Annotated in this window: 18 protein-coding genes; 13 read left to right on the forward strand and 5 right to left on the reverse strand. The window is 74.0% G+C overall.

What is annotated here, in order from left to right:
• Nucleotides 1-111 precede the first annotated feature (111 nt).
• Entirely contained in the window at nt 112-777 is a 666-nt protein-coding gene (gene phoU, locus GQ466_RS21830) for a phosphate signaling complex protein PhoU (protein ID WP_161104874.1), read from the forward strand.
• 36 nt (nt 778-813) lie between these two features.
• Here the strand turns inward: phoU and GQ466_RS21835 are convergent, their stop codons facing one another.
• The 3 genes from GQ466_RS21835 to mshA are packed head-to-tail and all read right to left on the reverse strand — an operon-like array spanning nt 814 to nt 3419.
• A complete protein-coding gene (locus GQ466_RS21835; protein ID WP_161104875.1) occupies nt 814-1602 on the reverse strand; it encodes a phosphoglyceromutase in 789 nt (262 codons plus the stop codon).
• A 36-nt stretch (nt 1603-1638) separates the two neighbouring features.
• Nucleotides 1639-2133 carry a YbjN domain-containing protein gene (locus GQ466_RS21840; protein WP_161104876.1) on the reverse strand — a complete coding sequence of 165 codons (495 nt, stop codon included), beginning with the start codon at nt 2131-2133 and terminating at the stop codon, nt 1639-1641.
• Complete coding sequence (gene mshA, locus GQ466_RS21845) at nt 2130-3419, reverse strand: D-inositol-3-phosphate glycosyltransferase (RefSeq protein ID WP_161104877.1); 1290 nt, start codon at nt 3417-3419, stop codon at nt 2130-2132. Before mshA ends, GQ466_RS21840 begins: the two co-directional genes overlap by 4 nt.
• A 109-nt stretch (nt 3420-3528) precedes the next feature.
• Here mshA and GQ466_RS21850 point away from each other — a divergent pair, with 109 nt between their 5' ends.
• Both GQ466_RS21850 and GQ466_RS21855 read left to right on the forward strand, forming a co-directional pair.
• A complete protein-coding gene (locus GQ466_RS21850; protein WP_161104878.1) occupies nt 3529-4284 on the forward strand; it encodes an SDR family NAD(P)-dependent oxidoreductase in 756 nt (251 codons plus the stop codon).
• Between the two features lie 64 nt (nt 4285-4348).
• Nucleotides 4349-6838: a PEP/pyruvate-binding domain-containing protein gene (locus tag GQ466_RS21855; protein WP_161104879.1), complete on the forward strand. Its 2490-nt coding sequence runs from the start codon at nt 4349-4351 to the stop codon at nt 6836-6838.
• Here GQ466_RS21855 and GQ466_RS21860 read toward each other — a convergent pair.
• Nucleotides 6807-7625 carry a class I SAM-dependent methyltransferase gene (locus GQ466_RS21860; RefSeq protein ID WP_161104880.1) on the reverse strand — a complete coding sequence of 273 codons (819 nt, stop codon included), beginning with the start codon at nt 7623-7625 and terminating at the stop codon, nt 6807-6809. The two genes, GQ466_RS21855 and GQ466_RS21860, sit on opposite strands and share 32 nt — an antisense overlap.
• A 95-nt stretch (nt 7626-7720) precedes the next feature.
• Between GQ466_RS21860 and GQ466_RS21865 the strand changes: the two genes are divergently transcribed.
• Genes GQ466_RS21865 through GQ466_RS21910 form a run of 10 tightly spaced genes read left to right on the forward strand, consistent with a single transcriptional unit; the run spans nt 7721 to nt 12476 of the window.
• Nucleotides 7721-8017, forward strand: coding sequence for a gas vesicle protein GvpO (locus tag GQ466_RS21865; protein WP_161104881.1), 297 nt, complete (start codon nt 7721-7723; stop codon nt 8015-8017).
• 30 nt (nt 8018-8047) lie between these two features.
• Nucleotides 8048-8458 (forward strand): gas vesicle structural protein GvpA, encoded by a 411-nt coding sequence (locus tag GQ466_RS21870; protein ID WP_161104882.1) that lies wholly within the window; start codon nt 8048-8050, stop codon nt 8456-8458.
• A complete protein-coding gene (locus tag GQ466_RS21875) occupies nt 8455-9189 on the forward strand; it encodes a GvpL/GvpF family gas vesicle protein (RefSeq protein WP_161104883.1) in 735 nt (244 codons plus the stop codon). The genes GQ466_RS21870 and GQ466_RS21875 overlap by 4 nt, the downstream gene beginning before the upstream one ends.
• 4 nt (nt 9190-9193) lie before the next feature.
• Entirely contained in the window at nt 9194-9442 is a 249-nt protein-coding gene (locus tag GQ466_RS21880; RefSeq protein ID WP_161104884.1) for a gas vesicle protein GvpG, read from the forward strand.
• Nucleotides 9439-9786: a gas vesicle protein gene (locus tag GQ466_RS21885; RefSeq protein ID WP_161104885.1), complete on the forward strand. Its 348-nt coding sequence runs from the start codon at nt 9439-9441 to the stop codon at nt 9784-9786. The genes GQ466_RS21880 and GQ466_RS21885 overlap by 4 nt, the downstream gene beginning before the upstream one ends.
• The gene (locus tag GQ466_RS21890) at nt 9783-10547 is read left to right on the forward strand and encodes a GvpL/GvpF family gas vesicle protein (RefSeq protein ID WP_161104886.1); all 765 of its coding nucleotides are present in this window, start codon (nt 9783-9785) and stop codon (nt 10545-10547) included. Before GQ466_RS21885 ends, GQ466_RS21890 begins: the two co-directional genes overlap by 4 nt.
• Nucleotides 10544-10819: a gas vesicle protein GvpJ gene (locus GQ466_RS21895; RefSeq protein WP_161104887.1), complete on the forward strand. Its 276-nt coding sequence runs from the start codon at nt 10544-10546 to the stop codon at nt 10817-10819. Before GQ466_RS21890 ends, GQ466_RS21895 begins: the two co-directional genes overlap by 4 nt.
• On the forward strand, nt 10819-11109 hold the full coding sequence (locus GQ466_RS21900) for a gas vesicle protein K (protein WP_161104888.1): 291 nt from the start codon (nt 10819-10821) through the stop codon (nt 11107-11109). The genes GQ466_RS21895 and GQ466_RS21900 overlap by 1 nt, the downstream gene beginning before the upstream one ends.
• Nucleotides 11110-11167: 58 nt before the next feature.
• A complete protein-coding gene (locus GQ466_RS21905; RefSeq protein WP_161104889.1) occupies nt 11168-11944 on the forward strand; it encodes a TIGR03084 family metal-binding protein in 777 nt (258 codons plus the stop codon).
• 58 nt (nt 11945-12002) lie between these two features.
• On the forward strand, nt 12003-12476 hold the full coding sequence (locus GQ466_RS21910) for a universal stress protein (RefSeq protein WP_161104890.1): 474 nt from the start codon (nt 12003-12005) through the stop codon (nt 12474-12476).
• A gap of 12 nt (nt 12477-12488) precedes the next feature.
• On the opposite strand, the gene GQ466_RS21915 is transcribed toward GQ466_RS21910, so the two are convergent.
• On the reverse strand, nt 12489-13004 hold the full coding sequence (locus GQ466_RS21915) for an O-acetyl-ADP-ribose deacetylase (RefSeq protein ID WP_161104891.1): 516 nt from the start codon (nt 13002-13004) through the stop codon (nt 12489-12491).
• Between the last annotated feature and the right edge of the window lie 238 nt (nt 13005-13242).

A 13242-nucleotide genomic window follows, 5' to 3' on the forward strand; every position in this document is an offset into this window, starting at 1 on the left:
GTTCCCCCAAAGTTCACCTGGCCCTATGTGGGCATTCATCCTGACAAGGCAAGGTGTGGCGTGGGCGAGTACGCCCATGGTCCCCCGCGACGAGTTGGGAAAGAAGGAACGGTGCGCGACGCCTATCACGAGGAGCTGGACTCCCTCTCCGACCGCCTGGTCGAGATGACCCGGCTCGTCCGGTCCGCGATGGCCCGCGCGGTGACCGCGCTGCTGGACGCGGACCTGCGGCTGTCGGAAGAGGTCATCAGCGGCGACGAGCACATCAACAAGATCGACGTCGAGCTGGAAGAGACCGTGTTCGACCTGATGGCGCGGCAGCAGCCCGTCGCGGGCGACCTGCGCATGGTCATCACCGCGCTGCGGATGAGCGGCGACCTGGAGCGGATGGGCGACCTCGCCGTCCACATCGCGAAGACGGCGCGGCGGCGGCACCCGGAGACGGCCGTGCCGCCGGAGCTGCAGGCCACGGTGCTCCAGATGGGGCAGATCGCCGAGCGGATGGTCGCCAAGGCGGGCAGCGTGATCGCGTCCAAGGACGTCGAGCTGGGCCTGGAGCTGGACGCCGACGACGACGCGATGGACCGCCTGCACCGCAAGCTGTTCGACATCCTGCTGTCGCCGAAGTGGAAGCACGGCGTCGAGCCCGCCGTGGACATCACGCTCGCGGGCCGGTACTTCGAGCGGTTCGCCGACCACGCGGTGGTCGTCGCGGAGAACGTCGTCTACCTGGTGACCGGGCAGCGGCCCGAGGACATCGTCGACGACCTGACCTGAGCGCGGGGGCGGCGCGGCGCCGCCCCCGGCCCGGGGTCACTTCTTGCGCCGGCCGCCCTTCTTGGCCTCGGCCTTGCCGGCGGACGCGCCCTGGTTCTTCACGGCCTCGATCGCGGCCTTGGCCGCCGTCGGGTCCAGGTACTCGCCGCCGCGCTTGAGCGGGGCGAAGTCGTCGTCCAGCTCGTAGAGCAGCGGGATGCCGGTGGGGATGTTCAGCGCGGAGATCGCGTCGTCGGAGATCCCGTCCAGGTGCTTGACCAGCGCGCGCAGCGAGTTGCCGTGCGCGGCGACGAGGACGGTCCGCCCTGCGGCGAGGTCCGGGACGACGGCGTCGTACCAGTACGGCAGCAGCCGGTCCACGACGTCGGCGAGGCACTCGGTGCGCGGGATCAGCTCGGACGGCAGCGACGCGTACCGCAGGTCGTTGACCTGGGACAGCGGGTCGTCGTCCTTGATCGGGGGCGGCGGGACGTCGTAGGACCGGCGCCAGGTCATGAACTGGTCCTCGCCGAACTCCTCGCGCGTCTGCGCCTTGTTCTTGCCCTGCAGCGCGCCGTAGTGCCGCTCGTTGAGGCGCCAGGAGCGGCGGACCTGGATCCAGGACAGGTCCGCGACGTCCAGCGCGATCTCCGCCGTGCGGATGGCGCGCTTCAGCAGGGACGTGTGGACGACGTCGGGCGTCAGGTCCGCGTCGAGCAGGAGGTCGCCGCCGCGCGTCGCCTCCCCCTCGCCCTTCGCGGACAGGTCGACGTCCACCCAGCCGGTGAACAGTCCCTCCGCGTTCCACACGCTTTCGCCATGCCGGAGCAAAACCAGGGTCGCCATGGGCGGAAGCCTATCGGTGCGGGGTGAACCGCCCGCTCAGCGGTTCGCGGGATCGGCGAACGACGCGAACGCGCGCAGGTTGGCGAGGCTTTCGCCGCGCTTGACGCGCCAGTCCCATTCTTTCTGGATGGACGTCTTGAAGCCGCGTTCCAGGGCCTTGTCGAAGTTCTCGTCGGAATAGGTGAGGACGCAGCCGAGCAGCCGGTCGATCTCGTCGGCCGACACCGACGCGAGCGGGACGCGGCCGACGATGTAGACGTCGCCGACCTCGTCCAGCGTGAACGCCATCCCGTACATGCGGCCGTTCTTCTCCAGCAGGAAGCGGTAGAAGTCGGCGTGGTTCTCGTCCGGACGGCGGCAGAAGAACGCCTCGACGTGCAGGCTGTGCTCGCCGACGATCAGCCAGGTCATGGTGGCGAGCTTGTGCTCGCCGGGGAGCTTGACGAAGAACGCCCCGGGGCGGGGGCGCTCGAACTCCAGCTCGGCGGCGCGCAGGGTCTCCTCGATCGTCGCGACGATCTCCTGGGTCACGCCGTCACCTCCGCGCGGCTCGTGGTGGGAAAGCGGCTGGAAAAGCGGGTGGTCGCATCCTCGTACACCTCGAGGAGCCTGTCGACGGTGGCGTCCCAGCCGAAGGCGCGGGCGTGCCGGACGGCGCCGCGCGCGAGCCGGTCGCGGCGGCCGGGGTCGTCGTGCAGGCCGCGCAGCACGGCGGCGTAGGCGGCGGGGTCGTGGCCGCGCACGAGGACGCCGGAGTCGCCGTCGCGGACGGCCGTGCGCAGCCCGCCCACCGAGGACGCGACGACGGGCGTCCCGCACGCCTGCGACTCGACGGCGACGAGCCCGAACGACTCGTTGTACGACGGGACGACGGTGACGTCGGCGGCGCGGTACCAGTCGGCCAGCTCGTCCTGCGGGCACGGCGGCTCGAAGCGGACGACGCCGCCGAGCCCGAGGTCGGCGGCGAGCTTCTGAAGCTGTTCGGGCTGGCGCCGGCCCGTGCCGGACGGCCCGCCGACGACGGCGACGACGAGCCGGTTCCGCAGCGCGGGGTCGTCGTCGAGCATCCGGGCGACGGCGCGCAGCAGCACGTCGGGGGCCTTGAGCGGCTGGATCCGTCCGACGAACAGCAGCACGAACGCGTCCTGCGGCAGCCCGAGCCGCCGCCGAACAACCCCGGTGAATCCCGGCGTGAACATGCCGAGATCGACGCCCGGGCTGACGGTCGCGACCCGCGACGGCGCCGCGCCGTACAGGTCGATCAGCTCGCGGGCCTCCTCGGCGGTGTTGGCGACGAGCCGGTCGGCGCAGTCCACGACCTGCTGCTCGCCGAGGACGCGCTCGGCCGGCTCGGGCCGGTCCCCGGCGGCGAGCGCGGCGTTCTTCACCTTGGCCATCGTGTGCATCGAGTGGACGAGCGGAACCCCCCACCGGTGCCGGGCGGCCCATCCGGCCTGCCCCGACAGCCAGTAGTGCGTGTGCAGGAGGTCGTAGTGGCCGGGTTCGTGGCACGCCTCGGCGCGCAGCACGGCGGAGGTGAACCCGCAGAGCTGGCGGGGCAGCTCGCTCTTGTCCAGCTCCTCGAACGGCCCGGCGACGACGTTGCGGACGTTCACCCCGGGGGCCAGCTCGGCGACCGGGGGCAGGGCGCGGGACGTGGCGCGCGTGAACACGTCCACCTCGATGCCGCGGGCGGCCAGCCGTCTGGCGACCTCGACGATGTAGACGTTCATCCCGCCCGCGTCGCCCGTTCCGGGCTGGTCCAGCGGCGACGTGTGGACGCTGATCGTCGCGATCCGGCTGATTCGACCCGACACCGGGACACCACCTCCGGTAGAGCAACCTATCCACCCGTCCGGGTGTTCCCGCCCCAACCCGGGCAGGGCCGGTCGTGCCGTCCGGACCCTTCCCTGGAAAGCTGGGCGCATGCGCAAAACGGCTGTGATCACGGGTGCGAGCAGCGGGATCGGCGCGGCGACGGCCCGCCGGCTCGCGGCGGAGGGATTCCACGTCGTCCTGGCGGCGCGGCGGCGCGACCGGCTGGATCTGCTGGCGGCGGAGCTGGGCGCGCTGCCGGGCGCGGGCAAGGTCGCGCCGGTCACGCTGGACGTCACCGACCAGGACTCGGTGGACGCGCTCGCCGCCGGACTGGACGCCTGCCACGTGCTCGTCAACAACGCGGGCGGCGCGATCGGGCTGGAGGCGGTCCGCGACGCCGACCCCGAGGACTGGCGGACGATGTACGAGACGAACGTCCTCGGGCTGCTGCGGATGACCAAGGCGCTGCTGCCCAAGTTGGTCGCGAGCGGCGCCGGGCACGTGGTGAACATCACGTCGCTGGCGGGGCACGTCCCGTACGAGGGCGGCGCGGGCTACAACGCGGCCAAGCACGCGGCGTACGCGGTGAACGAGGTGCTGCGGCTGGAGCTGGTCGCCGAGCCGGTGCGGGTCACCGAGATCGCGCCGGGCCTGGTCAAGACCGAGGAGTTCAGCCTGGTGCGCTTCCGGGGCGACGCGGCGCGGGCCGAGGAGCCGTACCGGGGCGTGCCGGGGCCGCTGGTCGCCGAGGACGTCGCGGACTGCGTGGCGTGGGCGGTGACGCGTCCCGAGCACGTCAACATCGACCGGATCGACGTGCAGCCGCGCGCCCAGGCCGCCCCGCACAGGCTCCACCGCGAGTGACGACTCAGACCGTCCCCGCCGGGTAGGCGCCCCCGGACGCAAGCGAGGCCCAGGGGGTTGGACTATGGCGGAGACGTGGGAGACGGACTGGGAGCGGGAGCTGGTCCTCCCGCTCGCCGATCCGGACGCGGCCGACGCCGCCCGCGTCGGCGCGAAGGGCGCGGCGCTGGCGCGGACGGCCATCGCGGGGCTGCGCGTCCCGGCCGGGTTCCATGTGACGGAGAAGGCGTACCGCCGGTACGTCGACGAGGCCGGGATCGGCGGCGAGATCCTGACGGCCGTCGCCGACCTCGGCCCGGACGAGGCCGAACGCGCGATCGGCGAGTTGTTCGCTAAGCACGAGCCGGGGACCGAGCTGAGCGGCGCGATCCGCTGGGCGTACTCCGACCTCGGCGACCGCGAGCACGAGGTGGCGGTGCGGGCGTCGGGCGCCGAGGAGATCGCGGGCCTGGCGTTCGGCGGGCGCTATCTCGCGCGGCTCGGCGTGCGCGGCGACACCGCGCTGCTGGCGGCGGTCCGCGAGGTGTGGGCGTCGCTGTGGACGGCGCAGGCCATCCTCTACCGCGAGCGCGCCGGGATCCGGCACGAGGACGCGGCGATGGCGATCGTCGTCCAGTCGATGCTGGAGCCGTCGGCCGCCGGGACGCTGTTCACGGTCGCGCCGATGAGCGAGGCGGCCGGCCACATGCTGGTGAACGCGAGCCGGGACGAGGCGGGCCGGCACGAGGCCGAGCAGATCGTCGTGGACCGCTCGTCGGGCAAGGTCGCGGCGCGCCGCACGTCCGGCGCGACCGTGCTGTCCGCCCGGGACGCCGCCGAGCTGGCGCGCGTCGGCCTGCGGGTCGAGGAGCTGTTCGAGCGGCCGATGATGGTGCGGTGGGCGCGGCACGAGGGCGTCCCGTGGGTGCTCCAGGCGACGCCGGTGTCCAGCCTCGGCGACACCGAGGTGTGGAACGACAGCATCGCGGGCGACGACGTGTGGAGCAACGGCGCGACCGGCGAGATCGCCGCGGACGTCATGACGCCGTGCACGTGGTCGCTGGCCCGGCTGATGCTCCAGGCGTCCGCGCCCGCGACGTCGGTGCCGGGGTTCCGGACGTTCGGCGTCGTCGGCGGGCGCCTGTACCAGAACTTGAGCGTCCGGGCCGCGATCGCGCGGGCGTTCGGGCGCTCCAGCCCGCCCTCCGCGCTGTACGACCGGCTGCCCGGCGAGGACGAGGCCGAGCCCGCGCCGCTGCCGCGCCGCGCGGTGCTGCGCGCGGTCGGGCCGGTGGCGGCCCGGTCGGCGGCGCGCGGGGCGGCGAACCGGCGGCGGGTGAAGGAGTTCCTGGCGCGGGCGCGGGACCGGTCCGACACGCTGCGGCGCCGGGCCGCCGACGCCCCGACGGAGCGCGACCTGATCCGCCTCTGGCACGACGAGATCCTGCCGCACCTGAAGACGTGCGGGGAGATGGAGGAGGCGGCCGGCGGGCAGCGCTCCGGATCGCTGTCGGCGGTGCACCCCGCCGTGGCCGCCGCCGTCGGCGAGGAGGACGCGAACCTGCTGCTCACCGGCGTGGCCGCGCCGGACGGGACGCCGTCGGCGACGCTCGGCCCGATCGTCGGCCTCGCCCGGTACGCGCGCGGGATCATCGGCCGCGACACCTACCGGCAGCGGTGGGGGCACCGGGGTCCCGAGGAGTTCGAGCTGGCGACGCCGCGTCCCGCCGAGGACCCCGAGTGGCCGGGGCCGGTGTCGGACGAGGCGCGCGCCGCCGTGACGCTGCTGCGCAGTCGGGAGCGGCAGCGCCGGGAGGCGTGGTGGCGGCTGCGCGAGCGGCATCCGGGGCAGGCCGCGCGGATCTCGCGCCGCGTCGCGAAGTTCTCCCGGGTGACCTACCAGCGGGAGGCGGTCCGGTCGGAGACGGTGCGGGCGATGTGGGCCGTCCGGCAGTTCGTGCTGCGCGCCGGGGAGCTGACCGGGTGCGGGGACGACCTGTTCTTCCTGCCGATCGACGAGATCCTGGCGGTGCTCGACGGGGACCGGCGTCCGCTGGAGCGCGTCGCCGTCCGCCGCCGCACCTACGAGCGGTACCGGTCGCTGCCGCCCTACCCGACGCTGATCAAGGGCCGGTTCGACCCGTTCGCGTGGGCGGCCGACCCGGACCGCCGGACGGACGTCTACGAGGGCCCCGAGCCCGCCGCGCAGGAGGACGGCGGCACGCTGCCGGGCTTCGCGGGCTCGGCGGGCGTCGTGGAGGGCCCGGTGCGGGTCCTCGCGCACGCCGAGGACGGCGACCACCTGCGCGACGGCGAGGTCATCGTCGCGATGGTCACCAACATCGGCTGGTCGCCGCTGTTCACGCGGGCGTCGGCGGTGATCACCGACGTGGGGGCGCCGCTGTCGCACATGGTCGTCGCGGCGCGCGAGCTGGGCATCCCGGCGGTCGTCGGGACGGGCGACGCGACGGCGCGGCTGCGCACCGGCGACATCGTCCGGGTGGACGGGACGCGCGGCACGGTCGAGGTGCTGGAGCGGCGCGTCACGGAGCCAGAGCGCGCCACGGCACGCTGACCTCGCCGAGCCGCCAGCGCGTCCGCCCGCCGAGCGGGGGCCGCGCCAGCACCGGCTGAGTCCGGGCCAGCAGCGCGACGGCCTCCACCCAGCGGGCGCGCGGCCCGAACGCCGAGTGCGGCGCGGCGGCGGCCCAGCAGCGGTCGAACTCGGCGAGGAACGCGTGGACGCGCTCGCCGGGGACGTTGCGGTGGATCAGCGTCTTCGGCAGCCGCTCGGCGAACCCGGACGGGCGGTCCAGCGCGTCCACGCGGGCGGCGAACGTGACCGTCCGGGGGCCTTCGGGGCCGAGCGCGACCCAGACGGCGCGGCGTCCGATCTCGTCGCAGGTGCCCTCGACCAGGACGCCGCGCGGGTGCAGGCGGGAGCGCAGGTCGTCCCAGGCGCGCCAGGCGGCGGCCTCGTCGTACTGGCGCAGGACGTTGAACGCGCGGACGAGCACGGGCGGCCGGTCCACCGGCAGCTCGAACCCGCCGCGCCGGAACGCCAGCCCGGGGTAGGCGCCGCCGGACGCGGCGAGGAACGCCGTCCCGCGCGCGACCCGGTCCGGCTCGATCTCGACGCCGGTGACCTCCAGCCCCGGCGCCACCGCGCGCAGCCGCGTGTACAGCTCGACGGCCGTGACCGGCGACGCCCCGTACCCGAGGTCCACGGCGAGCGGACGGTCGGCGGCGCGCAGGGCGGCGCGCTGCGTCGCGGCGATCCAGCGGTCCACGCGGCGCAGCCGGTTGGGGGCGGTCGTGCCCCGGGTGATCTCGCCCTGGGGCCGCCGGGTTCGGGGGGCCATCGCGGTAAAGAGTACGAGGTCAGGCGACATGGCCGACTCGTTGTTCTTTGCCCGGGGTGTTTGAGCGTTTTGTCCCCGGGCACCCCGGCGGAACGATGAACGAGACCGAACGGAACGGCGACTCCCCCGGCCGCACGCTGTCGGCCGTCGCCAGGGTGCGCAGGGCCCGCGACCAGTTCGTGGAGCTGACCGGGCACGAGCCCGAGTCGGTGTCGGCCCTGCGCCGCGCCGAGGACGGCTGGGAGATCCGGTTCGAGGTCCTGGAGCTGGCGCGCGTCCCGGACACGATGAGCCTGCTGGCGAGTTACCGGGTGACGCTCGACGACGACGGTGAGCTGCTCGGCTACGAGCGCTGTCACCGCTACACGCGGGGCCAGGCGGACCGTTCCTGAACCCCCCGAGGAGGACCCCCCATGTCAGTGATGACGGAAGCGAGGACCACCCCCAATACCAGCGCCGGACGGCGCGGATCCCTGTACGACGTCCTCGAACTGGTGCTGGACCGAGGACTGGTGATCGACGTCTTCGTCCGCGTCTCGCTGGTGGGCATCGAGCTGCTCACCATCGACGCCCGGATCGTCGTGGCCAGCGTGGACACCTATCTGCGCTTCGCCGAGGCGTGCAACCGCCTCGACCTGACCAACAACGGGAACGCGACGACGCTGCCCGAGCTGGTCGGCGACGTCACCGAGAAGGGCGCGCACGGCAAGTCCAAGGGCGCGCTCGCCGGGGCCGTCGAGGCGATCGGCGACACGATCCGCCCGTCCCGCGACTCCGGCGACGACGACAAGCCCCGCAGCACGCGCTCGCGCCGCAAGGAGCCCGCGGAATGAGCACGTACGTCTACGGCCTCACCCGGTCGGCGCATCCGCTGAAGCTGGACGGCGCCGCCGGGGTGGGGGCCGACCCGGCGCCGCTGCGGGCCGTCCGCGCGGACGGCGTCGCGGCCGTGGTGAGCGACGCGCCCGAGGGCCTGCGCGCCAAGCGCCGCGACCTGGAGGCGCACGAGGCCGTGCTGGAGGCGCTGATGGCGGACGGCACCGTCCTGCCGATGCGGTTCGGCACGCTCAGCCCGGACGACGCGACCCTCGAACGCGAGCTGAACGCCCATTCCGGCACGTACGCCGAGCTGCTGAGCGGCCTGGACGGACGGGCCGAGTACAACATCAAGGCCGCCCACCACGAGGACGCCGTCCTGCGCGAGATCCTGCGGCACGACACCGCGCTGCGCGAGGCCAACGAGGCCCTGCGCGCCGCCGACGGCGGAACCGCGCGCGAGCGCATGGACTTCGGCGAGCGCGTGGCCGTCGCGCTGGAGGGCCACCGCGAGCGCGACGCCGCGCGGCTGCTGGCCCTGCTGCGTCCGCACTCGGTCGCCGAGCGTCCGGGCCCGCCGGTGGACGGCGCGTTCCTCAACGTGTCGCTGCTGGTGGAGGACGCGCAGGCCGGCGAGCTGGCCGAGCTGGTCGAGACGCTGCGCGGCGAGATCGGGTGGCTCATGGAGCTGAACCTGTACGGGCCGCTGCCGCCCTACAGCTTCGTCGACGCGGCGCCCGGGACGTGACCCGATGGGGCTGCTGAGCAACCTTCTCCTGCTGCCGCTCGCGCCGGTCCGGGTCGCCGGCTGGACGCTCGACCAGGTGATCGACGCGGCGGAGCGGGAGTACTACGACCCGGCCGCGCTCCGCCGCGAGCTGGCGGAGCTGGCCCGGGACCTCGACGCGGGCCGGATCGGCGCCGCCGAGTTCGACCGGCGCGAGGACGAACTGCTCGACCTGCTGGAGGCGAGCGAGGCGAGAAGGAGAGGGGCACCGTGACCGAGGCGAGCCTGTGGCAGAGCGGGGCGCCGTCCGTCAGCGCGCGCGGCCCCGGATCGGGGGCCAACCTCGCGGACATCCTGGAACGCGTCCTGGACAAGGGCGTCGTGATCGCGGGCGACATCCAGATCAACCTGCTCGACATCGAACTGCTGACGATCAAGCTGCGGCTGCTGGTCGCGTCCGTCGACAAGGCCAAGGAGATGGGCATCGACTGGTGGGAGCACGACCCGTCGCTGTCGTCGCGCGCGCCGAAGCCGGTCGAGAGCCGGGACCTGGCGGCCGAGAACCGGGAGCTGCGCGACCGGATCGCCCAGCTGGAGGCGGGGAAGGAGACCTCATGACCCCGGCGAGCTACGCCTACGCCGTCACCCGGGGGCTCAAGCCCGAGCAGGTGGCGGGCGTGCGCGGCGTCGACGGCACGGAAGTGCATCTCGTCGCGCACCGGGACCTGGTCGCGGTCGTCGGGGCCGTCCCGCTGGAGGAGTACGACGCGGACGCGCTGAAGGCCAAGCTGGAGCGCATCGAATGGCTGGAGGCGATCGCCCGCGCCCACCACGGGGTCGTGGACGCGGTCGGGACGCACGGCGCGACGCTCCCGCTGCGCATGGCGACCGTCTACCGCAGCGACGAGCGGGTCGCGGAGGTCCTGCGCGACGGCTACGACCGGTTCACGGCCGCGCTGGACGACCTGGACGGACGCGTCGAGTGGGGCGTCAAACTCTACGTCGAGCCGCCGCCGCCCGAACCGGCCGCGCCGCCGTCCGCCACCGGCAAGGACTACCTGCGCCGCCGCCGCGACGCGCGCCGCTCCCGCGAGGACGTCTGGCGCCGCGCCGCCGAGTTCGGGCACCGGGTGGACGCCGCGCTCGCCGAGCTGGCCGTCGACACCCGCCACCACCGGCCGCAGAACCCGCAGCTCTCCGGGGCGCGCGGGGAGAACGTCCTGAACGCCGCCTACCTGGTGGACGCGGCCGGCGCCCGCGACTTCGCCGAGCGCGCCCGCAGCGCGGACGGCGCGGTCCCGGGCATCCGGGTGGAGGTGACGGGCCCGTGGGCGCCGTACTCGTTCGCCGTCCCGGCCGATCCGGAGGCGGTCCGGTGAGGGCGGGCCTGCCGGGCTACGACGAGTACACGGGCTCCCCCGCCTACGACGCGGACTATCCGCTGGCGAACCGGGAGATCGCGCTCGTCGACCTGCTCGACCGGCTGCTCTCCGACGGCGTCGTGCTGACCGGCGACATCACGCTGGCCATCGCGGACGTCGACCTCGTCCACATCTCGCTGCGCGCGCTGATCTCGTCGGTGAAGGCGGACATGCCGTCACCGTGGGGCGGGCGCGGGCGCGGGCCGTTCGACATGATCGGAGGCGGCTGATGGACGCGCGGCAGCGGCTCGCCAACCGCATCGCGACCGACAAGGACACGGTCGAGCGGGACCTGATCAAGCTCGTCCTGACGATCGTGGAGCTGCTGCGGCAGCTCATGGAGCGCCAGGCGCTGCGCCGGGTGGACGAGGGCGACCTCACCGAGGACGAGGAGGAGCGCATCGGCATGACGCTGATGCTGCTGGAGGACCGGATGGCCAAGCTCCGCGACCGCTACGACCTCACCCCGGAGGACCTGAACCTCGACCTCGGCCCGCTCGGCCCGCTGCTCCCCCGCTGAACCGAATCACGCTCGGTTCCCCTTGTCGCCGGCCGCGGCCGGGCGGGATCATGACGCCATGCCCGATCTTTCGAGCCTGCTGGCCGACCTCACCGCCGAGGGCGACGTCCTGGACGCCCTCGTCGCCCCGCTGCCCGCCGACCGGTGGGCGACGCCGACGCCCGCGGCGGGCTGGACGATCGCCCACCAGATCGCGCACCTGACCTGGACGGACGGCGTGGCGCTCCAGGCCGCGACCGACCCGGACGCGTTCACCGCGGGCCTCGCCGACACCGACCTGGACGTCGTCGACCGCGCCGCCGAGCGGGGCGCGGCCCGGCCGCCCGCCGAACTGCTCGCGGACTGGCGCGCCGGACGGGCCGCGCTCGCCGCCGCGCTGGCGGCGGTCCCGCGCGGCGTCCGGCTGCCCTGGTACGGGCCGCCGATGGCCGCCGGGACGATGGCGACCGCGCGGCTCATGGAGACCTGGGCGCACGGGCAGGACGTCGCGGACGCGCTCGGGGCCGTCCGCGCGCCGACCGCCCGGCTGCGGCACGTCGCGCACATCGGCGTCCGGACGCGGGACAACGCGTTCCGCAGCCGGGGCCTCCAGCCGCCCGCCGAGGAGTTCTACGTCGCGCTGACCGGCCCGGACGGCGAGGCGTGGACCTGGGGACCGGAGGACGCGCCGCAGCGGGTCACCGGCCCCGCGCTCGACTTCTGCCTGCTCGCGACCCGGCGGCGGCACCCCGACGACCTCGCGGTGGCGGCGGAGGGGCCGGACGCGGCGCGCTGGCTCGGGATCGCGCAGGCGTTCGCCGGGCCGCCCGGCACCGACCCGGTCCCGGGTGCCTGATCGGTCACCTTTTCCGGCGTACGGGCATAAACAACAGCCTTCAGGACATGTTCGGAACATGACCATTCTGATTGCTTACGACGGTTCGGACGACGCGCGGACCGCCATCGAATACGCCGCCGCCCACGTCAAGACCGACGAGCCCGCCGTCGTGCTCACCGTCTGGGAGCCGCTGCTGTCCCAGCTCACCTGGGCGCCCGTCGTCACCGTCGGGGCGCTCCCGCCCGAGCAGGGCGCCGACTCGGAGAAGTACGGCGAGCAGACCGAGGCCGAGCAGATCTCCGAACAGGGCGCCGAGCTGGCGCGCAAGGCGGGGTTCGGCACGGTCACCGCCCGCGCGGAACGTTCCAACGGCCCGAACTGGGCGGCGATCGTGGACGTCGCCGAATCCCTCGACGCCTCCCTGATCATCATGGGCTCGCGCGGCCTTTCGGGGGCGAAGTCCGTCCTGCTCGGCAGCGTGTCCGACCGCGTCCTGCACCACGCGCACCGCGCCGCGCTGATCGTCCCGCCCGTGCGCGAGGACGACTGACCGGCCCCCCGATCAGTCCGCGAGCGCGCCCTGGAACGCCGCGTAGACGTCGGCGGTGAACAGCACGAACCGCGCCTGCGCGACCCGCGCGGCGGTGGCCCGGACCGCGCCGACGGCGATGCGGGCGGCGTCGTCCAGCGGCCATCCATAGATCCCGGCGGACACGGCCGGGAAAGCGACCGTGTCCGCACCGAGATCCTCCGCCACGCGCAGCGACTCCCGGTAACACGAAGCGAGCAGATCCGAACGGTCCGCCTGCGTCGAATAGACCGGCCCGACCGTGTGGATCACCCAGCGCGCGGGCAGCCGCCCGGCCGGAGTGGCGACCGCCTGCCCCGTCGGCAGCCCGCCCCCGTACCGCGACGCCCGCAGCGCCCGGCACGCCGCCAGGATCTCCGGCCCGCCGCGCCGGTGGATCGCGCCGTCCACGCCGCTGCCGCCCAGCAGGGACGAGTTGGCCGCGTTGACCACGGCGTCCACTTCCTGCTCGGTGATGTCCCCGAGCACCAGCGTGATCTCCGTCCCCACCACACGCTCCTTCGCTTCGGCCCGCCCCGGGCGGCATCGACTGTAATGAAGACGACCGGGACTGCAATAAACAGTCTGTGGCGGTACGCTCACCGTGGGGCGGCATTTAGGGTGCGGTCCCCGAAGACGAACCCGGTTTCCTAAACGGGGCCCCGGCGCGCCGGGCGGATCCGGATTCGTCGCCCGGCGTTCGACGTCCGGATTCACCCGGTCAGGGAGGGAAACGGGGGTTGATCCG

Source organism: Actinomadura rayongensis, from assembly GCF_009831215.1.
GTDB classification, from domain to species: domain Bacteria; phylum Actinomycetota; class Actinomycetes; order Streptosporangiales; family Streptosporangiaceae; genus Spirillospora; species Spirillospora rayongensis.